We start from the raw sequence: 25139 nt of genomic DNA on the forward strand, positions 1-25139 counted from the left end.
CGTTTAGCGAATAGGAGTATTGGGGTGTCGGGTACCGAAGATGAAGAGCTGGCGGTAATGAAGGACTGGTGGCAGCGCAACGGCAAACCTCTGTTGACCGGCGGTCTGCTTGCGCTGGTCGTGGTTCTGGGTTGGCAGTTCTGGCACAGGTATCAGGCCAGCCAGTCGCAAGGCGCCTCGATGCTTTATCAGCAATTGCTGGAAACCGCACTGACGCCCAGTGGTCAGGCAGACACCGCACGTGTCGCCGAGATCTCCGGCAAACTGAAAAGCGAATTCGGTGGCACTACCTACGCACAGTTCGGTAGCCTGTTCGTCGCCAAGGTGGCGGTCGATGCTGGCAAGCTGGACGATGCCGCAGCCGAGCTGAAAACCGTGGCCGACAAACCTGCCAATGACACGCTGGGCGAGATTGCCCGTCAGCGTCTGGCACGCGTGCTGGCTGCGCAGAACAAGACCGATGACGCGCTGAAGCTGCTCGACGGCGATGCCGACAAGGCTTTCCTCGCCAGTCGTGAAGAACTCAAGGGTGACCTGCTGGTACAGCTGGGTCGTACCGACGAGGCGTATGCTGCATACCAAAAGGCCAAATCTGCTCTGTCCGAAGACGCAGCAGTGGGTGGCCTGCAAATGAAGCTCGACGATCTGGCGAAAGGGGATGCGTGACGTGATTCGTTGGAAACATGCAGCATTGCTGGCTCTGGCCATTCTGGCCGCGGGTTGCAGCAGCAACAGCAAAAAGGAATTGCCTCCGGCCGAGCTGACCGACTTCAAAGAAGAAGTGGTTCTGCACAAGCAGTGGAGCCGTTCCATTGGCGACGGTCAGGGTAAGACTTACAACATGCTCGTGCCGGCCATTGATGGCGACCGCATCTATGCGGCTGACGTCACGGGCGAAGTCGTGTCGCTGGACCGTCTGACTGGCGACGTGATCTGGAAGAAGGATCTCGACCTGCCCGTTTCCGGTGCAGTCGGCGTGGGCTACGGACTGGTGATGATCGGCACCCTCAAGGGTGAAGTGATTGCCATGGACGCCACGTCCGGTGAAGAAAAGTGGCGCGCTCGCGTCACCAGCGAAGTGCTGGCTCCGCCTGCCACCAACGGTTCCGTGGTCGTTGTCCAGACTCAGGATGACCGCATCGTCGGTTTCGACGCCTCTACCGGTTCGCAGCTCTGGATCTACGAAAGTACCCCGGCGGTGCTGACCCTGCGCGGTACCGGTGCTCCGCTGGCGACTAACCGTCTTGCCGTGGCAGGTCTGTCGACCGGCAAGGTCGTCGCTCTGGATATCACCAACGGCGTGCCGATCTGGGAGCAGCGTGTTGCCATCCCGCAAGGTCGCTCGGAACTGGATCGTGTGGTCGATATCGACGGCGGCCTGTTGCTGTCCGGCGGTACGCTGTACGTTGCTACCTATCAGGGTCGCGTCGCCGGTCTCGATCTGGAAAGCGGTCGTGTCCTCTGGCAGCGTGATGCTTCGAGCTACTCGGGTGTCGCCCAGGGCTTTGGCAGCGTCTATGCCACTCTGGCCTCCGGTACTGTCGAAGGTATCGACGAGCGTTCGTCCTCTGCACTGTGGAGCAACGAATCACTGGCTCGCCGCCAGCTCGGCGCGCCGGAAGTGTATTCCAGCTATGTAGCGGTCGGTGACATGGAAGGCTACCTGCACCTGTTGAGCCAGGTGGACGGTCGTTTTGTCGGTCGCGAACGTATCGACAGCGACGGCCTGCGTGCGCGTCCGCTGGTGGTTGGGGACATGATTTACGTGTATGGCAACAGCGGCAAACTGGAAGCCCTGACCATCAAGCAATAAGTGTCCATGCCCGGGGCCAATGGCCCCGGGTGCCCTTGCTTCGGCAAGGCTGCGGTGCCTTTGTGGCATCGCCCCGAACTCCGGCCGCTGCCCTGCAGCGGCTTTTGTATTTTCTGAAATAACGAAGTGGAGAGCCGCATGGTTCCCGTAATCGCCCTGGTGGGTCGACCGAACGTCGGCAAGTCCACCATGTTCAACCGCCTGACCAGGACTCGCGACGCCATTGTCGGCGATCTGTCCGGTCTTACCCGTGATCGCCAATACGGAGAGGCGAAGTGGCAAGGGCGCTCCTATATTCTGATCGACACCGGCGGTATCTCCGGTGACGAGCATGGCATGGACGAAAAGATGGCCGAGCAGTCGCTGCTGGCCATTGAAGAAGCCGATGTGGTGCTGTTTCTGGTGGACGCCCGTGCGGGCTACACCGCTGCTGATCAGATGATTGGTGAGCACCTGCGCAAGCGCAACAAGCGTTCCTACGTGGTTGCCAACAAGATCGACAACATCGACGAGAACCTGGCACGCGCCGAGTTCAGCCCGATGGGCCTGGGCGATGCCATCCCGGTGGCCGGTGCCCACGGTCGTGGTATCTCGCAGATGCTCGAAATCGCTCTGCGCGAATTCCCCAGGGACGAAGACGAGCCTGAAGAGGGCGTTGAGGTCGAGGAAGTCGCCGAAGGTCAGGAAGCCAAGCGCATTCCCGGCCCTAGCGAGAAAGACGGCATCAAGATCGCCATCATCGGTCGTCCCAACGTCGGCAAGTCGACGCTGGTCAACCGTATGCTGGGTGAAGACCGGGTTATCGTCTATGACGAGCCAGGCACCACGCGCGACAGTATCTACATTCCCTTCGAGCGTAACGAAGAGAAGTACACGCTGATCGACACCGCGGGTGTGCGCAAGCGCGGCAAGATCCACGAGGAAGTTGAAAAGTTCTCGGTGGTCAAGACGCTGCAGGCCATCAAGGACGCCAACGTGGTGATCTTTGTGATGGACGCCCGCGAAGGTGTGGTCGACCACGACCTGAACCTGCTGGGCTTCGCCCTTGAAGCGGGTCGTGCGCTGGTCATCGCGCTGAACAAGTGGGACGGCATGACGCCGGGCGAACGCGATTTCGTGAAGATCGAGCTGGAGCGCCGGTTGTTCTTCGTCGACTTCGCCGACATCCACTTCATCTCCGCACTGCACGGCACGGGCGTGGGCAACCTGTATCAGTCGGTACAGAACTCGTTCAAGTCTGCGGTAACCCGCTGGCCAACCAGCCGCCTGACGCAGATTCTCGAAGATGCGGTCAGCGAGCATGCGCCACCGATGGTCGGCAGCCGCCGCATCAAGCTGCGCTACGCTCACTTGGGTGGTGCCAACCCGCCGCTGATCGTGATCCACGGTAATCAGGTCGAGAAAGTACCCAAGTCCTACGTCCGTTACCTGGAAAACACTTACCGACGTGTGCTCAAACTGGTCGGTACGCCGATCCGTATCGAGTTCAAGGGCGGCGAGAACCCGTATGAAGGCAACAAGAACACGCTCACTGACCGTCAGGTCAACAAGAAGCGTCGGATGATGTCGCACCACAAGAAGGCCGACAAGAAGCGCCGCGACAAGCGCTGAGTCAGCATCTGGAAAAAGGCGCTTCGGCGCCTTTTTTTGTGTCCGTTTAATGGGCTATCCTGCCTGACCCCGTGCCGCCCGGTGCCGGGAGATTGCAGGGAAAGGGTTCCATGATCGACAGCAAGTTGCCCAACGTGGGCACCACTATCTTCACCGTCATGTCACAGCTGGCCGCCGAAACCGGAGCTATCAACCTGTCCCAGGGGTTTCCTGATTTTGACGGGCCGCAGGCGCTGCGTGATGCGGTCTGCCGACACGTCACTCAAGGCCATAACCAATACTCACCGATGACCGGGCTGCCTGCGCTTCGTCAGCAAGTTGCGGCAAAGATCGCCCGCAGCTACGGGCGTACGGTCAACGCGGACACTGAAATCACTATTACACCGGGTGCCACCCAGGCGATTTTCTGTGCGATCCATAGCGTTATTCGTGCTGGCGATGAAGTGATCATTTTCGACCCTTGTTATGACAGCTACGAGCCTGCCGTCGAACTGGCCGGTGGGCGCTGCGTTCATGTGCAACTGGGGCTGGATGACTTCTCCATCGACTGGCAAAAGCTCAGCGATGCGCTGAGCCCGCGTACCCGCATGATTGTCATCAACAGCCCGCACAACCCCAGCGGCGCTCTGATCAGTCGTTCAGAGCTTGATCGACTGGCCGCGCTGATCGCCGATCGCGACATTTACCTGCTCAGCGATGAAGTCTATGAACACCTGGTGTTTGACGGCGCACGCCACGTCAGTGTGCTCGACCACGAAGCGCTGTATCAGCGCGCCTTCGTCGTCAGCTCGTTCGGCAAGACCTATCACGTCACAGGCTGGAAAACCGGTTACGTGGTCGCGCCGCCTGCGCTGACGTCCGAACTGCGCAAGGTGCATCAGTATGTGAGCTTCTGTGGTGTCACGCCGTTGCAATACGCATTGGCCGACTTCATGGCCGAACACCCTGAGCATGTCGATGAACTGCCAGGCTTCTATCAGGCCAAGCGCGACTTTTTCTGCAGTCATCTGGCCGAGTCGCGTTTCAGCTTCCGGCCGGTGGGCGGGACTTATTTCCAGTTGGTCGATTACTCGCAGATCAGGCCCGACCTCAATGACGTCGACATGGCCTTGTGGATGACCCGTGAGCATGGCGTGGCGAGCATTCCGATTTCGGTGTTCTACCAGAGCCCGCCAGAAGGGCAGCGCCTGATCCGCCTGTGCTTCGCCAAACAGGAAGAGACGCTGCGTCTGGCGGCGGAGAAACTATGCGCGATATAAGCGGGCTGCCCAACCTCAACCTCGCACTGATCCAGACCACGCTGGCGTGGCATGATCGCGAGGCCAATCTCGAGCATTTCGAGCCATTGCTGGATCAGGCGCGCGGCGCGGACCTGGTGATCCTGCCAGAGATGTTCACCACCGGGTTCTCGATGGAGTCCGAGGCCCTGTCAGAGCCGGAAGCCGGGCCTACATCGCTATGGCTATTGGCGCAGGCCAGGCGTATCAACGCCGTGGTGACCGGCAGCGTCATGATGCGCGCTGCCGATGGCAGTCATCGCAATCGCCTGTTGTGGGCGCGGCCAGACGGTGAACTGCTGCATTACGACAAGCGTCATCTGTTTCGCATGGCCGGTGAACACGAGCACTACACGCCGGGTGATCGCCAGGTGATGTTTGAGCTCAACGGCTGGCGTGTACGCCCGCTGATCTGCTATGACCTGCGCTTTCCGGTCTGGAGCCGTGACGCCCAGGACACCGATCTGTTGCTGTACACCGCCAACTGGCCGGGCGCACGGCGTCTGCACTGGAACCGCCTGCTGCCCGCCAGAGCCATTGAAAACCTGTGCTACGTGGCGGCGGTCAATCGCGTCGGGTCGGACGGCAAGGGCTTTGCGTACACCGGTGACAGTCAGGTCCTGGATTTTCAGGGCGAGAGCCTGTTGAGCGCGGGCGAAGCGGATGGAGTGTTCAGGGCGACGCTCAGCGCGGCAGACCTGCAAGCCTACCGTACGCGGTTTCCGGCTGGGCTGGACGCGGACTCTTTCAATATTCAATAAAAGTACTTCAGAATGTTTCCAGTCGGCCGATAGCTGTTCCAGACTTCCAGGAGACCGTCATGACTACTATCAATACCTCCACGCTGAACAGTTACTCAAGCTCGTTTACTCTAACGGTCAAGCCTACTGATGCTGAAACGGCCAAGACCGCGACTGCTGCCGCCACCACGACTACCGAAACGGAGAAAAGCTCTGATCAGGCGTCAACTGAAGGTGGCAAGGCCGGTGCAGCGGGTGGCGGCGGCAGCGTGGGTGGCTCCAGCGAATCGTCTCTCAATCAGACGATCGAGCAGATAAAGCAGCAGATCAAGGACGCTCAGAAGCAACTCGCCGAGCAGAAGGCGCAGCTGGCTGCTGCTCAAAGCGGTAAAGGGTCAGCGGAAGAGAAGGCGCAGAAATCCATGGCGATTCAGGGCCAGATCGCGACCATCAGCGCCAACCTGCAGACGTTGCAGGCCTCGTTGCTGCAGCTGGAAACCGGTGGCGGTGTAAACACCACCGCGTGATATCGCCTGCTTTGCGTCCGAAGTGACGCTCATCATGCCCGCGCACAGTGTTGCGTGGGCATTCAGCTGCTTGCGCCCCTGATCAGGCGGCGCAGCGTCCAGCGTTGCCTGTCACTCGTTCACGTTCATGAACTTACGGGCCCACTCTACGTAGTCTTCAGGCTGCGTGTAGGTGTGGGTCAGTTCAGTCGCACTCATGTTCGATTCGTTGCCCAGTATCTGACGCTGCTCGCGCAGGCAGTCATAGGTGGCCTTGATCGCCGCGAAGTACGCTGCGTGGCCATGCACGCAAATCCTCACACCCATCTCGGCAAGGCGCGCGTTGTCGTGCAGTTCCGGGTTGCCGTACGTCACCAGCATCAGCGGTACGGTCACGCCTTCGGATATCTGCGCCAGGTGATCAAAGTCCCGAATGCCGACGATGGTAATGCCGTCAGCCCCGGCAGCCTGATACTGCTGAACCCGGCTGATGGCTTCCTGAACCGGAATGATCGCTGCGTTGGTACGAGCGAAAATCGACATCTCTGGATCGACGCGAGCCTCCAGCGCTGCGCGGATCTTGCCAACACCTTCGGCAGTGGAAATCAGATCAGTGGATTTGCGTCCGAACTGTGCCGGCAGCAGGGTATCTTCGATCGTCAGTGCAGAAATACCGGCACGTTCCAGTTCGACAACGGTGCGCATGACGTTAAGGGCATTGCCATAACCATGGTCTGCGTCCGCGATGACCGGGAGCTGTGCGACACGGCCGATGCGCGTGGCCTGTTCAACGAATTCGCTCAGGGTGATCAGGGCGAAGTCAGGGGCTGCCAGGACTTGCAGCGACGCCACGGAGCCGCCGAGGATGCCTACTTCAAAGCCCAGATCCGCTGCGATTCGCGCTGACATGGGGTCGAACACCGAGGCTGTGTGAAAGCAAGCGTTCGACGAGGTGAGCGCACGGAAGCTACGGCGCAAATCTTGATGGGAAGCCTTGGGCATAATCGCTCCAAATGTGATTGGATCAGCTCAGCGTACCGAGGCCGATGGTAATTTCAATGCACGGTGGGTCTGCCCGAGCATTCTTTTCGTCCGGAAATCAATGCAATAGTCGTCTTGGTTTTATAGGAAAGGTGCAGCTGGCAGGTAAGTCCGAGCAGGCATCGTCAGCATATGAATTGCTGTTGGATTGGGCGCGCTCTGGAGTAAGGGCAGCATGCTACCACAGCATAAATGAAAAAGATTATGCCGAAACAGGCAGGGTCATGCGCGGAATGCAAGAGGCTGGTGCAGTGTGAGGCGGGGAGGGAAGAGGGCGATGCGGATGACGGACCTGCGTCCGCCATCCGGCTATCGAATCAGGCCGCTTTGGCCTGGGTCTGGCTGAGTGAACGATTCAGGGCACTGAACAGGGCGCGGAAGCTCGCCGTGGTGATGTTTTCATCGATGCCCACGCCATGGACGGCGCGTTCGCCATTCACGCGCAGCTCGATGTAGGCGGCCGCCTTGGCGGTGGTACCCGAGCCGATCGCATGCTCGTTGTAATCCATGATTTCCACGGCCACCGGCAGACCGGCAACCAGTGCTTCCAAGGCGCCCTTGCCCTTGCCGCGCCAGTGCTGGGTTTCGCCGTCGACGTGCACCTCGGCATCCACCGAGCTGTTGCCGTTCTCCTCCTGCAACTTATGGCTGATCAGCGCATAAGGAACGTTGGCTTGCAGGTACTCACGACGCAACAGCGAGTGAATCTGCTCGGCCGTCATCTCCAGACCCAGACGATCGGTTTCACCCTGAACCACCTGGCTGAACTCGATCTGCATGCGGCGTGGCAGGGAGATGCCATATTCCTGTTCCAGCAGGTAAGTGATGCCACCTTTGCCCGACTGGCTGTTGACGCGAATCACCGCCTCGTAGCTGCGACCGATGTCGGCCGGGTCAATCGGCAGGTAAGGCACTTCCCACAACTCGCCTTCCTTCTGCTGGGTGAAACCCTTGCGAATCGCATCCTGGTGCGAACCGGAGAACGCGGTGTGCACCAGGTCGCCAACGTACGGGTGACGTGGGTGCACAGGAATCTGGTTGCATTCTTCGACGACCTTGCGCACACCGTCGATATCCGAGAAATCCAGCTCCGGGTTGATGCCTTGGGTGTAAAGGTTCAGGGCCACGGTGACCAGATCGACGTTGCCGGTCCGCTCGCCGTTACCGAACAGGCAGCCCTCGACGCGATCTGCGCCGGCCATCAGGCCCAGCTCGGTAGCGGCAACGCCCGTACCACGGTCGTTGTGGGTATGCAGGCTGATCAGCACGCTGTCGCGGCGGGTAATATTGCGGCCGAACCATTCGATCTGGTCAGCGTAGATATTGGGTGTCGCCACTTCCACGGTGGCCGGGAGGTTGAGGATCACCTTGTTCTCAGGCGTCGGGTTCCACACTTCGATCACCGCATCGCAGACTTCCTTGGCGAATTCCAGCTCGGTCGCACTGAAGGTTTCCGGCGAGTACTCGAAGGTCCACTGGGTTTCAGGCTGTTGTGCTGCATATTTGACGAACAGCTTGGCCGCGTTGACCGCGATCTCTTTCACCCCGGCCTTGTCCTGATTGAAGACGATGCGGCGGAATGACGGGCTGGTCGCGTTATACAGGTGAACAATGGCCTTTTTCGCGCCGCGCAGCGATTCGAAGGTGCGGGCGATCAGGTCTTCGCGAGCCTGGGTCAGTACCTGGATGGTGGTGTCATCCGGGATATGTCCGTCTTCGATCAGGGTACGCACGAAGTCGAAGTCAGTCTGCGAAGCCGATGGAAAGGATGCCTCGATTTCCTTGACGCCAACGCTGACCAGGGTTTTCCAGAAGCGCAGTTTCTTGGCCGCGTCCATGGGTTCGATCAGCGACTGGTTGCCGTCGCGCAGGTCGGAGCTGCACCAGATCGGCGCTGCATCGATGGTCCTCGAAGGCCAGGTGCGGTCAGGCAGATCAATGGTCGGGAACGCACGGTACTTCTTCGAAGGGTCTTTGAGCATGGTCATCAGGAAATCCTTTTGTATTCACGGGGCCGGGGTTGGGCGGCCTGCCGTTCTGGATAGATAGCACAGGGAATTGCGAACACAGGGACGAGGCACAGCATGCTAGCCAGGCAGTCGGGCGCTGACCAGGCTGAGGCACCGGTGTTGGCGCAACAGAATAAGGGTTTGAGAGGTTTTCATGAGGCCAACCGTAACCATTGGCATGGATGATGGCAAGCACTTGAAAAAGATTGGAATAAATTCTCGAAAATACGCCTTTGACGATTTTTTATAGCGGTATTTAAAGCGTTATATCCAGGTTATTGTTGGTCGAAAGCGATGTGCGCAAGTGAGGGCTTGCGTGAGCGAACGCCGTAACGCTCGCTCACTAACAGGCTTACGGCTGAAAAGCGCCGATGAAGATCGCCGGGTCCACGCGCGCATCGTTGAGGCTGACGTTCCAGTGCATGTGCGGCCCGGTTGCGCGACCGGTGGCGCCGACCTTGCCGACCACTCCGCCACGCGGGACGAGGTCGCCGACCTTCACGTCGATCTTCGACATATGGCAAAACATGCTGATGAAGCCTTGCCCGTGATCGACGAATACGGTGTTGCCATTGAAGAAGTAATTGCCGGTCAGGATGACCTTGCCCGCTGCCGGGGACTTGATCGGTGTGCCGGCCGGAACCGCGAAGTCGAGTCCCGAATGCGGGTTGCGCTCTTCGCCGTTGAAGAAGCGACGCACGCCGAATTTGCTCGACAGCGGGCCGTTGACCGGCTTGTCCAGAATCAGGTTGCTTGGCGTGCCTGGGCTGAAACTGCGGTAAGCGCGCAGTTGTTCGGCCAATTCGCCCTCGATGCGTTTGTTGTCTTCAGGGTTGGGATTGACCTGACGTTTGTTCTTGAGCGTGATGTGCTGCTCCGGGTATTTCTTGCTGCCAACGGTGAAGTTGAGCGTGCGCCCGCCGGACGTGACTTGCTGAGTGCCGGGTTTGACGGTCAACGGAATGCCCACGATGGCCAGCCAGCGCGTGCCCTGTTCCTTGACCACCAGCACCGGTTTGCCTTGATAGGTGGCGGTCGGAGCCTGAGCGCCAGTGCCCAGATCGACAACCGCCACGCCGCCTGGCACCGGTTTGTCGAGTGCGCGGGTAATAAAGCTGTCAGCGTGAGCGGGAAGACAGAGCAGCAGGGCGAACAGCGGGGCGATAAAACGTAGCATCAGGCAGTCAGTCCAGAAGGGAGAGGGTCACGGGTGTGAGGTGATTGTCTTCAACGCGCACTTGCAGTTCGCCTTCGCCGAGCCTGGCGGTAAGCCGTTGGCCCGTTTGCGTCTGTGCCGCGCTGCGGATCGCATGGCCGCGCTCGTCGAGCAGGATGCTGTAACCGCGTCCCAGTGTGGCGAGCGGGCTGACCACGTTGAGGGTCTGCACCTGACTTTGCAGTTGCAGCTTGCGCGCCTTGATCTGTTCACGAATGGCTCGCGGCAGACGCTCGGCCAGGGCATCCAGACGTTGGCGCAAAAAGGCCAGGGTCCGGCCCGGGTGCTGGGCAGCAAGGCGGCTCTGCAGGTGCGCCAGACGCACTTGGCGTTGATGCATGTTCTGTTCGAAGGCGCGGCGCAGGCGCATGTCCAGATCATCCAGCCGTTGCGACTGTTGACGCAAGCGCTCGCCAGGGTGGCGCAGACGCCGGGAAATACCCTCCAGACGCAGCCGCTCGCGCATCAGGCGGTCCTGCATGCGGCTGACCAGTCGCCGGTGCAGGTTGTCGACGCGTCGATGCAGGTCGCTGGAATCCGGGGCGAGCAGTTCGGCGGCAGCGGAGGGCGTCGGTGCGCGCACGTCGGCGACAAAGTCGCTGATGGATACATCGGTTTCATGCCCGACAGCGCTGACAATCGGCGTCACGCACGCGTCGATGGCGCGGGCGACAGCTTCTTCGTTGAAGCACCACAGGTCCTCCAGCGAGCCGCCACCACGGGCCAGGATCAACGCATCGAAGCCCCTGCTGTCGGCCAGCTTCAGCGCGCGGACAATCTGGTTGATCGCCTCGCGACCCTGAACGGCTGTGGGAATCAAGGTCAGCTCGACCCGCGGCGCGCGACGGCGGAACACGCTGATGATGTCGCGGATCACCGCACCGGTCGGAGAGCTGATAATCCCGATACGTTGCGGGTGCAGCGGCAGTGCGACCTTGCGCTCGGCGCTGAACAGGCCTTCGTCGCTGAGCTTGGCTTTCAACGCATCGAATGCCAGGCGCAACGCACCATCACCGGCAGGTTCCACCGTGTCGAGAATCAACTGATAGTCGCCGCGGCCTTCAAACAGCGAGACCTTGCCGCGCACCTTGACCTGCAAGCCGTCCTTGAGCGCCTGACGCACACGCGCCGCGCTCTGCCGGAACAAGGCGCAGCGGACCTGCGCGCCAGAGTCCTTCAGCGTGAAGTACACATGGCCCGACGCCGGGCGCGAGAGGTTGGAGATCTCCCCCTCGACCCAGATACTGCTGAACACGTCTTCCAGCAGCACACGGGCACGGCCGTTGAGCTGGCTGACAGTAAGGACTTCCCGGTCGAGGCCGAGTCTTGCGAAAGGGTCTTTGATCATGTCCGGCATCATAATGGCAATGCCGGTCTGGCGCACAGGTCTGTCTCGTCGGTAAAGGCAGGATTGCTTCTTGACCTGAATGGCCAGCCTATTAAGCTGCGGCCTCGAACAGCTTTAAGCGACGCTCCGTTATGAACACCCAAAGCATCATCGTCCCGCAAATTTCCACCTTTCCCGGGCACGAGGCCAGGGCGCGGCTGATCCTGCGCTGGCTGGTCAAGCTCGATGTGGTCGAGCCGGAGCTGACCACGTGTGGACGCACCTATAACAAGATGGCCTACGCAGTGGCACCCGGAGCGAAGCGGGTGGTGAAGAACCCCGATGCGTTGCCGTTCGGGCAGGTCGTCAATGGCCTGGAAGTCGTCACCAAGCGCTGCATCTATACCCCGCTGAACGACTTTGCCGAAGAGGCCGGTTGCCCGGAGTGTCGCCGCGAAGTGGGGGAGGCGCTGTTCGACAGCCTGGAAGACTGGATGCCCGGTCATACCGATAATTTCACCTGCCCCGAATGCCGCCACGAAGATGACATCAACGGCTTTCTTTTTCTCGACGCCTGCGGGTTTTCCAACCTCGGTTTCATCTTCAATAACTGGCTGGATGCGTCGTTCACGCAGACCTTTCTGGATGACTTCGCCGAACGTCTGGATCGCCCGGTCTCCTGCGTTAATGTGCGTCTATAAACAGCTTTGATAATAGGCTGAGGTTTACATTGAGCCGGGCGGGGTCTGTGGGTATAATGGCGCGCTTCCAATTTCCCGCCCGGGAGCCCCCGCGATGCTGCGTATCAGTCAAGAAGCCCTTACATTCGACGACATTCTCCTTGTGCCCGGTTATTCCGAGGTACTTCCCAACGAAGTCAGTCTGAAAACCCGTTTGACCCGTGGCATCGAGCTGAATATACCTTTGGTCTCTGCTGCAATGGATACAGTCACCGAGGCCCGTCTGGCAATTGCCATGGCCCAGGAAGGCGGTATCGGTATCATCCACAAGAACATGACCATCGAGCAGCAAGCTGCCGAAGTGCGCAAGGTCAAGAAGTTCGAGGCCGGCGTCGTTAAAGACCCGATCACGATCGAAGCCGACGCCACTGTTCGCGATCTGTTCGAACTCACCCGCATGCACAACATTTCCGGCGTACCGGTTCTGCACAATGGCGACCTGGTCGGCATCGTGACGTCACGCGACGTACGCTTCGAAAACCGTCTTGATGTCCCTGTTCGCGAAGTGATGACGCCCAAAGAGCGCTTGGTCACTGTGCGCGAAGGCGCCGACAAGAACGAAGTGCGCGAACTGCTGCACAAGCACCGTCTGGAAAAAGTCCTGATCGTCGACGGCAACTTCGCGCTCAAGGGCATGATGACCGTCAAGGACATCGAAAAAGCCAAGGCTTACCCGCTGGCCAGCAAGGACGATCAGGCTCGCCTGCGCGTCGGCGCTGCAGTCGGTACCGGCAAGGACACCGGCGAGCGCGTCACCGCACTGGTCGCGGCTGGCGTTGACGTCGTGGTCGTCGATACCGCTCACGGCCATTCCAAAGGCGTGATCGACCGCGTTCGCTGGGTCAAGGAAAACTTCCCTCAGGTGCAGGTCATCGGCGGCAACATCGCCACCGGCGAAGCAGCCAGGGCACTGGTTGCCGCAGGCGCCGATGCAGTCAAGGTCGGTATCGGCCCGGGCTCCATCTGCACCACGCGTATCGTTGCCGGTGTCGGCGTGCCGCAGATCAGCGCCATCGCCAACGTCTCCGCTGCCCTTGAAGGCACTGGCGTGCCGATGATCGCCGACGGAGGTATCCGCTTCTCCGGTGATCTGTCCAAGGCTATCGTGGCTGGCGCCTCCTGCGTGATGATGGGCTCGATGTTCGCCGGTACTGAAGAAGCGCCAGGCGAGATCGAACTGTTCCAGGGTCGTTCCTACAAGGCCTATCGCGGCATGGGTTCGCTGGGTGCGATGTCCCAGGCGCAAGGCTCTTCCGATCGCTACTTCCAGGATTCGTCCGCAGGTGCCGAGAAACTGGTGCCGGAAGGTATCGAAGGCCGTGTGGCCTATAAAGGTCCGTTGTCGGCCATCATCCATCAGTTGATGGGCGGCCTGCGTTCCTCCATGGGTTACACCGGCAGTGCCGACATCGAGCAGATGCGCACCAAGCCCGAGTTCGTTCGCATTACTGGCGCCGGTATGGCTGAGTCCCACGTCCATGACGTGCAGATCACCAAGGAAGCGCCGAACTATCGCGTCGGTTGATCCGGACTGCATCGGGGTGTTTGCCTCGATGCAGGCCAGCAAGTTTCATAGCCGGGGCTGTTGACGCAGCCCCGTGTCGTTTCTGTTTTTTGACGAGAATGAGTCATGGCCCTCGACATTCACGCCCACCGTATCCTGATCCTCGACTTCGGTTCCCAGTACACCCAGCTGATCGCCCGCCGCGTGCGCGAAATCGGCGTGTATTGCGAGCTGCATCCGTTTGACATGGACGACGAAGCGATCCGCGAATTCGCTCCAAAAGGCGTGATCCTCGCCGGCGGCCCCGAGTCCGTACACGAAGCCGACAGCCCGCGCTGCCCGCAAGCGGTATTTGACCTGGGTGTGCCGGTTTTCGGTATCTGCTACGGCATGCAGACCATGGCCGAGCAGTTGGGCGGCAAGGTTGCCGGTTCCGAGCTGCGCGAGTTCGGCTACGCTCGCGTTGACGTAGTCGGCAAAAGCCGTCTGCTCGATGGTATCGAAGACCATATCGACGCCGACGGCCTGTTTGGCCTCGACGTATGGATGAGTCACGGTGACAAGGTCACCAAACTGCCGGAAGATTTCCACATTCTGGCCAGCACCCCGAGCTGCCCGATTGCCGGTATGGCTGACGACGCGCGCGGTTACTACGGCGTGCAGTTCCACCCGGAAGTGACCCACACCAAGCAGGGCGGTCGCATCCTGTCGCGCTTCATCCTCGACATCTGTGGCTGTGAAGCACTGTGGACCCCTTCGAAGATTGCTGAAGACGCTATCGCTCAGGTTCGCGCTCAGGTCGGTACTGACAACGTGTTGCTGGGCCTTTCCGGCGGCGTTGACTCCTCCGTGGTCGCGGCGCTGTTGCACAAGGCCATCGGCGATCAACTGACCTGCGTATTCGTCGACAACGGCCTGCTGCGTCTGCATGAAGGCGAGCAAGTGATGGCCATGTTCGCCGAGAATATGGGCGTCAAGGTGATCCGCGCCAACGCCGAAGAACAGTTCCTGAATAACCTGGCAGGCGAGAGCGATCCAGAGAAGAAGCGCAAGATCATCGGCCGCACCTTCATCGACGTGTTCGATGCCGAGTCCTGCAAGCTGGACAACATCAAGTACCTGGCGCAAGGCACCATCTACCCGGACGTGATCGAGTCGGCTGGCGCGAAAAGCGGCAAGGCCCACGTCATCAAGTCGCACCACAACGTGGGCGGCCTGCCGGAAGAAATGAACCTCAAGCTGGTCGAGCCACTGCGCGAACTGTTCAAGGACGAAGTCCGCCGCCTGGGCCTCGAACTTGGCCTGCCCTACGACATGGTCTACCGCCACCCATTCCCCGGCCCAGGCCTGGGCGTGCGCATCCTCGGCGAAGTGAAGAAGGAATACGCCGACCTCCTGCGTCGTGCCGACCACATCTTCATCGAAGAACTGCGCAAGGCCGACTGGTACCACAAGGTCAGCCAAGCGTTCGTAGTGTTCCAGCCGGTCAAATCAGTGGGCGTCGTCGGCGACGGCCGCCGCTACGCCTGGGTCGTCGCGCTGCGCGCGGTCGAAACCATCGACTTCATGACCGCTCGCTGGGCACACCTGCCTTATGAGCTGCTGGAGACGGTGAGCGGCCGGATCATCAACGAGATCGAAGGGATTTCGCGGGTGACTTACGATGTGTCGAGCAAGCCGCCGGCTACGATTGAGTGGGAGTGATCTGGCGTCCGGCATTGTCCGGCACCCACTAGCAAGAAATGCTCTGGAGCCCGCGTAATTGCGGGCTTTTGGCTTTTTGGGTCTGGCAAATTCTGGAAGCTTTGTGCATCGCCAAGCACTGTTGTTATGTGGCGTGCCCTATCAAACAGCCTCTCGCCACACTTCGCGCTGGCATCAATCTGTTTAGCAATGCCAGAATGGCACCGACTACCCGAATCAATGAATTCGGATTTTTACGGCACGGACGCGTACAGGTGGTCATCACACCTGTTTAAGGGATTTATGGTTTCCATCTTTGTGTGTGGCGAGGACAAGACCCGGCAAATTAGCGACTGGGTTATAAAAAAGGATGTCAGGGGTGCATTCATTCTGACTTGCCATTACCCCTCAAAAAAAACCTACACCCGTCCGCTTGACGACTGCAAAGTCGATCCGACCCGAGAGGTCAACGGCATGCTTCTTTTGAGACGAGGAGGCTATGTTCTGAGTCCCGTCGAGAAAGCGGTGATCTATGGCGAGAAATACGCGCTCGTTCAGTTTCCGGGCAGTTCGGACATCTACCCGTTCAACATGGACAACATCGATTTCGTTTCCCCGACCTCGATCACTGATGAGCCTGCATTCACTTATTTTCGCTCAGTGGCTGCAGCTCGGGTCAGCACTGCCGCTGCCGGTGATAAAAAGGGAATGGCCGAAAATATTGACCGCCAAATGGGGACTCTTTCGTTGTCTCCGGCCACGGCGCTGCATGCCTACTGCAAAGGGCAGCATGGAAAGCTGGAGTCGTCAGGCAATTTCATCTTTCCTTTCGGCCTCAACGAAAGTCAGCTCCAGGCGGTGGAGCAAGCGTTCCTTTCACAGATAAGCGTGATTGAAGGTCCTCCCGGCACGGGCAAGACGCAGACTATCCTGAACATCATTGCCAACATCCTTTTGCAGGGAAAAACAGTGGCGGTGGTGTCCAACAATAACTCTGCAGTCGAGAATGTTTATGAAAAGCTAGGGAAGTGTGGCTTGGATTATCTGGTCGCGAGACTGGGTAAAAACGACAATCAGAAGGAGTTTTTTGCTAACCGTCCTTCTCGACCTTCCACAGAACCTTCACCAGCGCCTGCCATTGAGCATATCCAGACTGTGCTGCAACAGCTGAAAAGCTACCTGGGTGCTCGTAACGCAGTGGCGCAGTTGCAGATCGAGATTAACGAGCTGGAGATAGAACGGCGCTACCTTAAAGAGTGGCAGCGGGATAACGGTGTGGTCGGTCCTTCTCTGGACAGATATAAACTGTCGCCCCAAAAGACGACGGACTTGATGGCTTACCTTGAGCAGCTTTCGAGCGAGCGCATCAGAATCAAGGACCGTATCGAGCTCTTGTTCAATTTCAGAATTCTGCGCACTCGCCCCTTCGATAACTGGGACAAGCGCATGTCTGCCTTCTACAGCCTGCAGCTCCATTATTACGACAAGGTCTTGCAAGGTAAGAAGGCAGAGTTGGCAGCCCATGAAGAGGCGTTGCGCGTCGGTAACTTCAAGGCGCTGCTGGAGGAGTTGACCACTTCTTCCATGCTTCACCTGAAACACCACCTGTATCGTAATATCTCTGATGACGATACCTTCGACACCACTTACAGAAAGCGGCTTGATGCGTTCCTGAAGCGCTACCCGGTCATTGGCAGCGGTACGCATTCAATCGTCAACTCCCTTGGCGGCAAGACTGTTCTCGATTACGTGATTATCGACGAGGCCTCGCAACAGGACATCGTCCCAGGTGTACTGGCACTCAGTTGTGCGAAAAATCTGATCATCGTGGGGGACAGGAAGCAACTTGCACACATCCCGGAAAAACTCGGGCTGGAAGCGCCCGCGCCCTGGTATGACTGTGAGAAGTACAGCCTTTTGGACTCATGCGTCAGTGTGTTCGGCAATTCGATACCGATGACGTTGCTCAAAGAGCACTATCGGTGTCATCCCCGAATTATTCAGTTCTGCAATCAGCAGTTTTACGATAATCAGCTCGTGCCGATGACAATGGACAATGGCGAAAAACCGTTGACGCTGCTGGTGACTGCCAAGGGAAACCACACGCGCAACAATTCCAATCTCAGAGAGCTCGACTCTTTATTGGCAGTGCTTGAGGCCGACGGGGAAAGCCTCTGGGAGGGAGAAGATGGTAGAGGGTTCATTGCCCCCTTCAAGAATCAGGCGATGCTTTCAGGTTCCTGCCTGCCAGCTGATTTCGTCAGCGCCACCGTGCATAAATTTCAGGGCAGGGAGTGCGACGAAATCGTTTTTTCTACTGTGCTGGACAAGTACAAAAGCCCGGAGCGCCTGAGTTTTGTAGACGATGCGCGGATGGTTAATGTGGCGGTATCCAGAGCCAAGAACAGGTTTACGCTGGTTACAGGCGACAATGTTTTCAAAACCAGCAATGGGCATATCGCTGCGCTGATCCGCTATATGGAATATTACGCAGAAGACGAGCACGTCCATCGAGCTCCGGTGATTTCGGCTTTTGACCTGCTTTATAAAGAGTATGACCGCTCGCTGGAGCGTCTCAAAAAAAGGCTCAATCCGAATGATTCCTTCTTCAAGTCCGAGCAGATTGTGGCGCATTTACTCCGTGAAGCATTGGCGCAGGATACCCGCCGCGGGATCATGTTCCATCACGAGGTCCTGCTGATACAACTGGCGTCGGTTACCCGTGCGAGTTTCACAGAGAGGGAGCTGGAGTTTATGAGAAATGGCGGCCGATGTGATTTCGTGCTTTATTTCAAGGTAGGCAAGAGCCCACTGGGTGTGGTTGAAGTCGACGGCGGTCACCATAACGATCCGGTACAGATCGAAAGAGACACCGTGAAAAACAGCATTCTGGAAAAGTGCGGCATTCCTTTGCTCCGTCTACGCACTATCGAGAGCCATATTGAAGAAAAAGTCGCGGCGTTTGTGGATCAATGGACGCCGCCTGCTCCAGATAAAAGTCTTAGAGTTTCGCCGGGTTGAAAAGATGCCGACCTTGATCGAGACTGCTAATTATCCTTCTGAAGATGTTATGGTTGGCGGCAGAGCGGCAATGTCGGCTCATACCCCGTACTCTGCAAGCTATCTATGCCCTGAGAGGGACGTTACTTAGTGCAAACATCGTTCTGCATCGCCATTGTCGAATAATCCTCGGCACGTAATACTTGTCTGTCGATTATCGCCGAGCAAAGGGACGTACGAACGTGCTGGATGTACTGATTGAAGCGATTTTTCGCGCCATCTGCTTTCCTGTTGGCTGGCCCATCGTGAAGCTTCTCACGCGAGGTAAATATCCATCGAAGGGCTCTTGGTTTGCCTATACACCGGAGTCCGAGTGGACTTCTGCGGTGGGGTTCGCCGTTCTGATGATCGCGATGATGGCAGCCATGAAACAATTCATTTTTCCATAGCGCGCCGATAGCACCGTTCGCAGGCGTGATCACCGGACGCTTACGGCCAGGTGGCCTGAGCGACCCGCATAAAGTTGCCGCCAAAAATGCCGTCGATCTGCGCGGCATCATAGCCACGCTGTAGCAATGCCTCTGCCACCAGCCCCAGCGCTTCCGGTTGCAGTTGACGATGTCCAGTGATACCGCCATAGAATGCTTTGGGCCACCAATCCTCTTCCTTCACGTCCTCGGACAAATCCTTAACATCAGGATGCAGCTCGGTGTCGAGGCCCAGGCCGATATGCGCCGTCCCCGCTCGCTCGGCCAGATAATCGATTTGGCGCACGAAGGCTTCGACCGACGCCTGCGGATCGCCCAGAAAAATACCCAGACCGGTCAGCCCGATCACACCACCCGATTCAACACAGGCCATGATCTGCTCGTCATCCACCGTGCGTGGATGGTCATACACGGCCTTGATATTAGTGTGTGAAAAAATAACCGGCCGCTGCGACAGCTCGATTATTTCCATACTTGCGCGCTTGCTGGTATGGGAGCAATCCATCACGATACCTGCAGCATTGATCGCCCTCACGACCTCGCGTCCCAGCGCGGTCAATCCCATGCCGCTGCCGTGGCAACCGCCCGCACAGCTGTTATCGCGGTTGTACGCCAGAAGCATCTGGCGTACGCCGAGGTCGGCATACAAGCGGACCATTGCCGGGTCTTGCAGCAGCATGTCAGAGCCTTCCAGGTCGAAAGACACCGCCAGCTTTCCCTGCTCGCGGGCGCCGTGCAGGTCGGCAAGGGTACCGGCCAGCATGATGTTTTCGGGATGCTCGACCAGCCATTGGCGAAAGCCTGCGATGACCTGTATCACATCGCCGAACGGGGTCATGTCCATGCCCACATTGACCGAGACGTGATGAAAGCCGCTGTCGCGGTAACGAAGTAGCGCAGACATGTCCTGGTTGGGCAGCAACGGCAGGCAGGCATGGGCCTCCCAGCGAATGGCGCCGCGGGCAGGCGTGGGCACGGTACTTGGATTCATCGCGCAACTCCGGAATTCGTGGGGCGGGTATCAGCAGGCTCTCTAAAACTACCAAAGGTGAGCAGGCCGGTACATTGGGCAATCCGCAAAGCACCTCATTTGAAACTGATCTGAAGTTCGAGGAAAATCGTTACGGAAAATCCGCTCAAAGGCCCTCAAGCCCCTAACGTCAACGCCGGCGTAGCCCAGCAAAAAGATTCAATATCCGCATCCGCAAAAACCAAGGATCCCATTCATGAAATCCCGATTTCCTTACAGTTCATCCTTTCTGATCATATTGTCGCTGACAGGATGCGCAGCGAATATGGATGCTCCAAAGCACCATCAGCCTGGAGAAAGCGCGCTTTACGGCAGTTGGCATGTTGCAGGTGTAGCGGTATCAGACTCGGGCGTGCAGGCACTGGGGGATGATGATCCGAGCTTTATGGGGCGACGTCTCAGTTTCAATCACGACCAGCTTGCATGGAAGGCGTCGGCAAACTCGACGGAAGATGTGTGCAAGGGGCCTGTTTTTCATAAGCTTCCGCCGATCAGTGGAGCTGAACTAGAGCCACAACTCCATAAGCTTGGCATCGAAAAAGCCGACCGCTATAGCGTTGAATGCAAATCTGGAAGCTGGGGTCCTTTTGATAAAGAAACGCCGGCATTTTTCCTGGCACAGGATGGGTCGTTAGCTCTTTCCTGGTATGACGGCGGACTGCTGAAGCTGGTGCGAGACTGACCACGGGAGGATCGCGCTGCCGTCCATGACACGCCTTGGCAGGGCGTGATTTTCGCGCCCGCGAGCATACGGAGGAGTTGATAGTGGCCTGCACCGTGATATGGCTGAGACTGTCTTTTCAGAAAGTCTCAGTCACTGCCTCCACCGGCCAGTCAGTTATCCAGCAGAAGCGACACCGCACCCATCCAATCAAGCAAAGAACTCACCTGCCTCGATAAATATTCGACTCCGGCTTCTCATAAAACACCGTCTCACCCGGCGTCCGATCCATCACATCAATCAGCTTGAGCCAGGTATCCAGGTCATCCGTGCTGATCTTCGTGTCGCGCTTGTCTTTCTTCCAGAGGTTATCCAGCAAGTCGAAAAAGCCTTGGTCACTAAGAATAAACTCGGCCGCAGCTTTTTCCTTCTCGTCGCCACCACTCAGAATCTTCTCGAAGTCCTTTTTGCTGACGATATCGTCCTTGCCGTTCCATTCGTCCCACTTCTCGCGGATGGTTTCGATCTCTTCCTTGTGCGCGTCGTAGTACGCCTTGTTGTAAACGTCCATTGGCAAGCCGTTGGTATTCTCGCCAACGATGCCGTTTTTGTCTTTATGCACGCTTTCGTCCAGGCGGATCATCGACGAGCCCTGATCCTGTGGGGTTTCCTGGAAGTGCTTCCACTCTTCGGTCTGGTAGTCGAAGATGCTTTGATCGTCCGGTGCATCCCGGCCTTCATATTCGTAGAAGCTGTAACGCCCGTATTCAAGCTTGTCGCCCCAGTCGTCCTGCGCGAAGCCCAGTTCGGCCTGATCCTTGAACCACTGGCCTTCCTTGTCGGTGGCCTTTTGTTTCTTCTGATGATCGACGAACACGCTGATGATGCCGGTAATGATCCCCAGGCCTGCCGTCACCAGAAATAGCGGCGCGGTTGCTCCAGCAATGGCGCCGATAGGGCCGAGCAAACCGGCGATCCCGATCCCGGCGGCTGCTGTGCCCGCCACACCTGAAACAATTTGCAGGCTGCCATTGGCAATTGCCAGATCGCTGTCGGACTTGATGCCATCCTTGATGGCGATCCCGCCCATGACGATATCGGCGATGCTCATGATGTCCGGTGCTACGCCGAGTACCTTGACCACTGTCCCGGCAATGCGCGCCGATACACCGGGCACCACCTTGTCCGCTCCGTCCGGTGCAGCACTCTGAACGCCTTGTGCAACAGATTGTGGGTCTACCAGGCCCGCACCCCCTGCATTACCGGCCACGGCCTGGCCGACCGAGTTGCGCATGTTATCGACGATGTCATCAGCCGGGATTGGTTGATTATCGGCTTCGAGCATCACGTTGATCGACTCGCGATCGATCTCGTCGCTGCCAAGCATTTCACTCAGGTTGACCCGATCGTTTTCCGCCGGGACCGGCTGACCGTTGCGCTCCAGCTGGTCCTCAATGCCGGCAGCAAACGCTTCACGGGTTGGCGGGGTGATGTCTTGTGCGACGAAGCGCTGCACGGCATCGTCGTAGAGTTTGTACAACGAGTCGCTGTAGCTGGCGTAACCGGAGCCGGAAGCAGAGTCCGGAACCGGCGTGCTGGCAGCACGCTCCACCTCGACGGCCATATTGTTCAGGCTTTCAGCATCCAGGGCGGGGAGGTCGACTAAGGCGCGCTGAGAATTGATGCTCTGCACCACCGCATCCTGACTGATGTTCAGTCTCAGATCTTCAGCCAGTTCGTTCAGATTGCCGTACTTCGAATAATCTGCGGGCGGAGTGCCGCCAGATCGGGTCACGATCTCGTCCAGCAATTCGCGACTGACGTCCTCGGAAAGCGAGCCGGCGTCGTTGACCTCATTGATCAGGCCAATCTGATCCATTACGTCGCCGATACTGCTACCTGCTCTGATGCTGTCCAGCTCATAAACGCTGGCCAGTCGGTTCTCCAGACCGTCCGCAACGTCTGGCACGTTATTGGCAGCCTGCGCCGTTTCAATCTTTTTGCCCCACAAACCTTCCTTGCCCCAGATCTCCGGGACGCTCTTGCTCAGCCCGAGCAAATCCGCAGTTTTGGTGTGGGTCATCAAATCAAAGATGCCAGTCTTTTCAAACTGCGCACCGGAGCCCAGGAAGGTGATGAAGTCCTTGGCGATAGCCAGGCGTTCCAGCGGATCGTCAGCAAGTTGGCCGTTCTTGGCCGTTAGCATATAGATAGCGCCACCGAGAGAGGTGAAGCCTGCAGCGGTGCCGAATACGCCGCTCTGGTTAAGTTTACCGATGGCTTTCTTGAAGCCTTCCTTGTCTTCGGCACCCACGTATTTACCTGCCAGGTTTTCCTCGAGCTGCGCCTGAGTCATTTCGCCTGATTTGACCTTGTCCACCTGGTCCGAAAAATCGCTGAGTTTGGTTTTGTCCTGTAGCAACTCGTTGATGAATTTCTCGATCGTCTCCTGAGTACGGCGGGGTATATCCGCCATACCTTTGATCCCCTGTTTAAGTGCAGAGAAAATGTCCTTCAGGGCCAGCTCTTTGTATTCGTCCGGGATACCGCCAGGGTCGGCCATCAACTTATCGACTTCGGCCATGACGCTGTTTTTCTGCAGCTCATTCTGGGCGTCTTTCGCCAATTGCGGATCGAGAAGTTCCAGGCTGGAAAGCAGGCGGGCTACATCGGATTGTCCTTCGGACTTTTTACCGGCCTTGTCCAGATCAGCGAGGTAATCGACAAACTCGCTGCTGACCAACTTGTCATGCAGGTCCTTGGCCAACGCCTCCTTATCGCCACCGCTGACTTTTTCGATGGCCGCGTCCATCTCGGCCTGATATTCCTTGCCGATCTTGTCCTTCTCGCCATTGCCATTGGCAAACAGCTCCGTCAACGCTTTATCGATGTTATTGCCGTCGAGGATGTCCTGCATATCGGCGCTTGTCAGGGTTTCGCCCTCGCTGTCGAACCTGCGCCAGGACTCGGCGCCGCGAGGCTCTTCGATATAAGGCGTGATGGTGCGTCCACTTTCCATACCGGCCTTGGCCTGGATCGCCATGACCAGTTTGTAAACGTCGCTGTTCTTGTCGACTTTCTTGTCGTCGACCAGCTTCTGATACTTGTCCATCAGGTTTTTGGTGGCCAGCTCGACCACGGTCAGGTCTTCGGAGTCCTTGTCTTTCTCGTCAGACTTCACGCCTGTGGGTTTACTGAGAATATCCAGTTCGTCGAGATTGCCCAGGCCGTGTTCGTCACGGATCTTCTGCACGTCGCCCTGCACCCCGGAACTGCTCTTGTCGGCAACCCGATCATACAGCTCCTTGTTCTGATATTCGGAGACCACGTATTGCTTGCCGTCGCGGCTCTCGAACTCGATCACGCCGTTACCCAGTTCGTCCTTGGTGCCAGTCTTGATGATGTCGTGATCCGCGACATAGACGTTCTCGTCTGCCACTTCGCGCCCGTTGTTATTGACGCGGTTTTCCACGGTAACGCGCGAGAGGCCCACTTGCTGAGCCGCAGTGAACAATTCCGGTGTGAGTGATTTTGAAACAGTGACCTTCTCACCATCCTGTTTGACGTAAGTGACCACCTCGGCTGTTTCCAGCTGACCTTGCCATTCAAAGTTCTTGATATCGCCCCACGCAGGTAGCTCGGTGTTTCGATCTGCGATTGGGGTCCCGTCGGCGATGGCTTTTTCGACCAGCGATTTCTGTGTCGGAGACTGGCTCAGGTCATCGAGTTGTTTGAGAAACTGATACAACTTCGGATTAGTCGACGCCGCCACGACAACACCTTGCCCATCATGCTCGTAACGCATGTCACCGTTGTCGGTAACCGAAACGGTGGTGCCTTCAATCGGCGGCCATTGCTCGTTGTCGGTTGCGGTGCGGTCTGGCTTTTTCTGCTCATCGCCTTTGGCGGAGACGATGCTGCGCTTAAGCCTCGACTCGAAATCTGCAAGACCTTCGCGAGGGAGCGTGTCGTTTTTGGGCGTGATGTTCATGAGCGCCTCGTCAGTTAAGGCGAGCCTTGAAAGGTAAGGCCGCAAGAAAGCGAAAAAAGGAGTTCTTCGATTCTTACTGCGATCACCTGCAAATCGTTGTGAAAAGTTGTGAAACGTTGTGATAACGGTCGGTGCGATAGTAGCGTTGTCACAGTCCTGCAGATGGGTCTGAATATCCGTTGGAAGTGCCAGCGTGAGCAGGCACTGGATGCTTTTTATCAGCAGCCCATCGCTGAATACTGCCAGGAATAGCCCTGCATCGCGCATGGCACTGTTGGTGTGTAAGGTGTTTGGCATGCAGGAAGAACTGGGGTATTACCGCGCCCATCCACCGCTGGATGCAGAGCCGGCGCATAGCGAATGGCTGCAGCGGGTTAGTCAGTCATAGCGGTTGATCGATGCAAAAAGCCGGAGCGGGTGTCACTGCCTTGCCCGGCTTTTTTGCGCCTCGACTTCAGTTCGTGGTATCTGCCCTTATCTTTACGCAAATGCAGGTGTATCG

General features: G+C 57.9%; 18 protein-coding genes. 12 read left to right on the top strand and 6 right to left on the bottom strand.

Features of this window, described 5'->3' with window-relative positions; genetic code table 11:
• The first annotated feature begins 24 nt into the window (after positions 1 to 24).
• The 6 genes from AO388_RS02430 to AO388_RS02455 all read left to right on the top strand — a co-directional run bounded on the left by AO388_RS02430 (position 25) and on the right by AO388_RS02455 (position 5968).
• Positions 25 to 666 (top strand): YfgM family protein, encoded by a 642-nt coding sequence (locus tag AO388_RS02430; RefSeq protein ID WP_002552488.1) that lies wholly within the window; start codon positions 25 to 27, stop codon positions 664 to 666.
• On the top strand, positions 659 to 1813 hold the full coding sequence (bamB, locus tag AO388_RS02435; RefSeq protein ID WP_042930335.1) for an outer membrane protein assembly factor BamB: 1155 nt from the start codon (positions 659 to 661) through the stop codon (positions 1811 to 1813). Before AO388_RS02430 ends, bamB begins: the two co-directional genes overlap by 8 nt.
• A gap of 138 nt (positions 1814 to 1951) precedes the next feature.
• Complete coding sequence (gene der, locus AO388_RS02440) at positions 1952 to 3424, top strand: ribosome biogenesis GTPase Der (RefSeq protein WP_003365072.1); 1473 nt, start codon at positions 1952 to 1954, stop codon at positions 3422 to 3424.
• 110 nt (positions 3425 to 3534) lie between these two features.
• Entirely contained in the window at positions 3535 to 4683 is a 1149-nt protein-coding gene (locus tag AO388_RS02445; RefSeq protein WP_003365071.1) for a pyridoxal phosphate-dependent aminotransferase, read from the top strand.
• Positions 4671 to 5462, top strand: coding sequence for an amidohydrolase (locus tag AO388_RS02450; RefSeq protein WP_024662103.1), 792 nt, complete (start codon positions 4671 to 4673; stop codon positions 5460 to 5462). Before AO388_RS02445 ends, AO388_RS02450 begins: the two co-directional genes overlap by 13 nt.
• A gap of 59 nt (positions 5463 to 5521) precedes the next feature.
• Positions 5522 to 5968 carry a FlxA-like family protein gene (locus AO388_RS02455; RefSeq protein WP_054080731.1) on the top strand — a complete coding sequence of 149 codons (447 nt, stop codon included), beginning with the start codon at positions 5522 to 5524 and terminating at the stop codon, positions 5966 to 5968.
• A gap of 111 nt (positions 5969 to 6079) precedes the next feature.
• On the opposite strand, the gene AO388_RS02460 is transcribed toward AO388_RS02455, so the two are convergent.
• The 4 genes from AO388_RS02460 to xseA all read right to left on the bottom strand — a co-directional run bounded on the left by AO388_RS02460 (position 6080) and on the right by xseA (position 11561).
• Positions 6080 to 6949: an isocitrate lyase/PEP mutase family protein gene (locus AO388_RS02460; RefSeq protein WP_003365065.1), complete on the bottom strand. Its 870-nt coding sequence runs from the start codon at positions 6947 to 6949 to the stop codon at positions 6080 to 6082.
• A gap of 356 nt (positions 6950 to 7305) precedes the next feature.
• The gene (gene leuA, locus AO388_RS02465) at positions 7306 to 8976 is read right to left on the bottom strand and encodes a 2-isopropylmalate synthase (RefSeq protein WP_058416009.1); all 1671 of its coding nucleotides are present in this window, start codon (positions 8974 to 8976) and stop codon (positions 7306 to 7308) included.
• 373 nt (positions 8977 to 9349) lie between these two features.
• Positions 9350 to 10174: a M23 family metallopeptidase gene (locus AO388_RS02470; RefSeq protein WP_003365059.1), complete on the bottom strand. Its 825-nt coding sequence runs from the start codon at positions 10172 to 10174 to the stop codon at positions 9350 to 9352.
• A gap of 7 nt (positions 10175 to 10181) precedes the next feature.
• A complete protein-coding gene (xseA, locus tag AO388_RS02475; RefSeq protein WP_161937151.1) occupies positions 10182 to 11561 on the bottom strand; it encodes an exodeoxyribonuclease VII large subunit in 1380 nt (459 codons plus the stop codon).
• A 131-nt stretch (positions 11562 to 11692) separates the two neighbouring features.
• Between xseA and AO388_RS02480 the strand changes: the two genes are divergently transcribed.
• The 5 genes from AO388_RS02480 to AO388_RS02500 all read left to right on the top strand — a co-directional run bounded on the left by AO388_RS02480 (position 11693) and on the right by AO388_RS02500 (position 18916).
• On the top strand, positions 11693 to 12241 hold the full coding sequence (locus AO388_RS02480) for a hypothetical protein (protein ID WP_054080733.1): 549 nt from the start codon (positions 11693 to 11695) through the stop codon (positions 12239 to 12241).
• A gap of 94 nt (positions 12242 to 12335) precedes the next feature.
• Positions 12336 to 13805 carry an IMP dehydrogenase gene (guaB, locus tag AO388_RS02485; protein WP_003433443.1) on the top strand — a complete coding sequence of 490 codons (1470 nt, stop codon included), beginning with the start codon at positions 12336 to 12338 and terminating at the stop codon, positions 13803 to 13805.
• Positions 13806 to 13910: 105 nt separating this feature from the next.
• Positions 13911 to 15488: a glutamine-hydrolyzing GMP synthase gene (gene guaA, locus AO388_RS02490; protein WP_003433442.1), complete on the top strand. Its 1578-nt coding sequence runs from the start codon at positions 13911 to 13913 to the stop codon at positions 15486 to 15488.
• 282 nt (positions 15489 to 15770) lie between these two features.
• The gene (locus AO388_RS02495; RefSeq protein WP_058416031.1) at positions 15771 to 18488 is read left to right on the top strand and encodes an AAA domain-containing protein; all 2718 of its coding nucleotides are present in this window, start codon (positions 15771 to 15773) and stop codon (positions 18486 to 18488) included.
• A gap of 221 nt (positions 18489 to 18709) precedes the next feature.
• A complete protein-coding gene (locus AO388_RS02500; protein ID WP_003365036.1) occupies positions 18710 to 18916 on the top strand; it encodes a hypothetical protein in 207 nt (68 codons plus the stop codon).
• Between the two features lie 40 nt (positions 18917 to 18956).
• On the opposite strand, the gene AO388_RS02505 is transcribed toward AO388_RS02500, so the two are convergent.
• The gene (locus AO388_RS02505) at positions 18957 to 19946 is read right to left on the bottom strand and encodes a dipeptidase (protein WP_058416010.1); all 990 of its coding nucleotides are present in this window, start codon (positions 19944 to 19946) and stop codon (positions 18957 to 18959) included.
• 235 nt (positions 19947 to 20181) lie between these two features.
• On the opposite strand from AO388_RS02505, the gene AO388_RS02510 reads away from it, so the two are divergent.
• The gene (locus tag AO388_RS02510; RefSeq protein ID WP_058416011.1) at positions 20182 to 20667 is read left to right on the top strand and encodes a hypothetical protein; all 486 of its coding nucleotides are present in this window, start codon (positions 20182 to 20184) and stop codon (positions 20665 to 20667) included.
• A 202-nt stretch (positions 20668 to 20869) separates the two neighbouring features.
• On the opposite strand, the gene AO388_RS02515 is transcribed toward AO388_RS02510, so the two are convergent.
• A complete protein-coding gene (locus tag AO388_RS02515; RefSeq protein WP_058416012.1) occupies positions 20870 to 24637 on the bottom strand; it encodes a hypothetical protein in 3768 nt (1255 codons plus the stop codon).
• Between the last annotated feature and the right edge of the window lie 502 nt (positions 24638 to 25139).

Source organism: Pseudomonas sp. ICMP 10191 (assembly GCF_001467335.1).
Lineage (GTDB): Bacteria > Pseudomonadota > Gammaproteobacteria > Pseudomonadales > Pseudomonadaceae > Aquipseudomonas > Aquipseudomonas cerasi.

Excerpts from the sequence above, each read along its gene's own strand:
- bamB (WP_042930335.1), top strand. The coding sequence starts at position 659 with ATGCGTGACGTGATTCGTTGGAAACATGCAGCATTGCTGGCTCTGGCC.
- der (WP_003365072.1), top strand. The coding sequence starts at position 1,952 with ATGGTTCCCGTAATCGCCCTGGTGGGTCGACCGAACGTCGGCAAGTCC.
- AO388_RS02445 (WP_003365071.1), top strand. The coding sequence starts at position 3,535 with ATGATCGACAGCAAGTTGCCCAACGTGGGCACCACTATCTTCACCGTC.
- AO388_RS02450 (WP_024662103.1), top strand. The coding sequence starts at position 4,671 with ATGCGCGATATAAGCGGGCTGCCCAACCTCAACCTCGCACTGATCCAG.
- AO388_RS02455 (WP_054080731.1), top strand. The coding sequence starts at position 5,522 with ATGACTACTATCAATACCTCCACGCTGAACAGTTACTCAAGCTCGTTT.
- AO388_RS02460 (WP_003365065.1), bottom strand. The coding sequence starts at position 6,949 with ATGCCCAAGGCTTCCCATCAAGATTTGCGCCGTAGCTTCCGTGCGCTC.
- leuA (WP_058416009.1), bottom strand. The coding sequence starts at position 8,976 with ATGACCATGCTCAAAGACCCTTCGAAGAAGTACCGTGCGTTCCCGACC.
- AO388_RS02470 (WP_003365059.1), bottom strand. The coding sequence starts at position 10,174 with ATGCTACGTTTTATCGCCCCGCTGTTCGCCCTGCTGCTCTGTCTTCCC.
- xseA (WP_161937151.1), bottom strand. The coding sequence starts at position 11,561 with ATGATCAAAGACCCTTTCGCAAGACTCGGCCTCGACCGGGAAGTCCTT.
- AO388_RS02480 (WP_054080733.1), top strand. The coding sequence starts at position 11,693 with ATGAACACCCAAAGCATCATCGTCCCGCAAATTTCCACCTTTCCCGGG.
- guaB (WP_003433443.1), top strand. The coding sequence starts at position 12,336 with ATGCTGCGTATCAGTCAAGAAGCCCTTACATTCGACGACATTCTCCTT.
- guaA (WP_003433442.1), top strand. The coding sequence starts at position 13,911 with ATGGCCCTCGACATTCACGCCCACCGTATCCTGATCCTCGACTTCGGT.
- AO388_RS02495 (WP_058416031.1), top strand. The coding sequence starts at position 15,771 with ATGGTTTCCATCTTTGTGTGTGGCGAGGACAAGACCCGGCAAATTAGC.
- AO388_RS02505 (WP_058416010.1), bottom strand. The coding sequence starts at position 19,946 with ATGAATCCAAGTACCGTGCCCACGCCTGCCCGCGGCGCCATTCGCTGG.
- AO388_RS02510 (WP_058416011.1), top strand. The coding sequence starts at position 20,182 with ATGAAATCCCGATTTCCTTACAGTTCATCCTTTCTGATCATATTGTCG.
- AO388_RS02515 (WP_058416012.1), bottom strand. The coding sequence starts at position 24,637 with ATGAACATCACGCCCAAAAACGACACGCTCCCTCGCGAAGGTCTTGCA.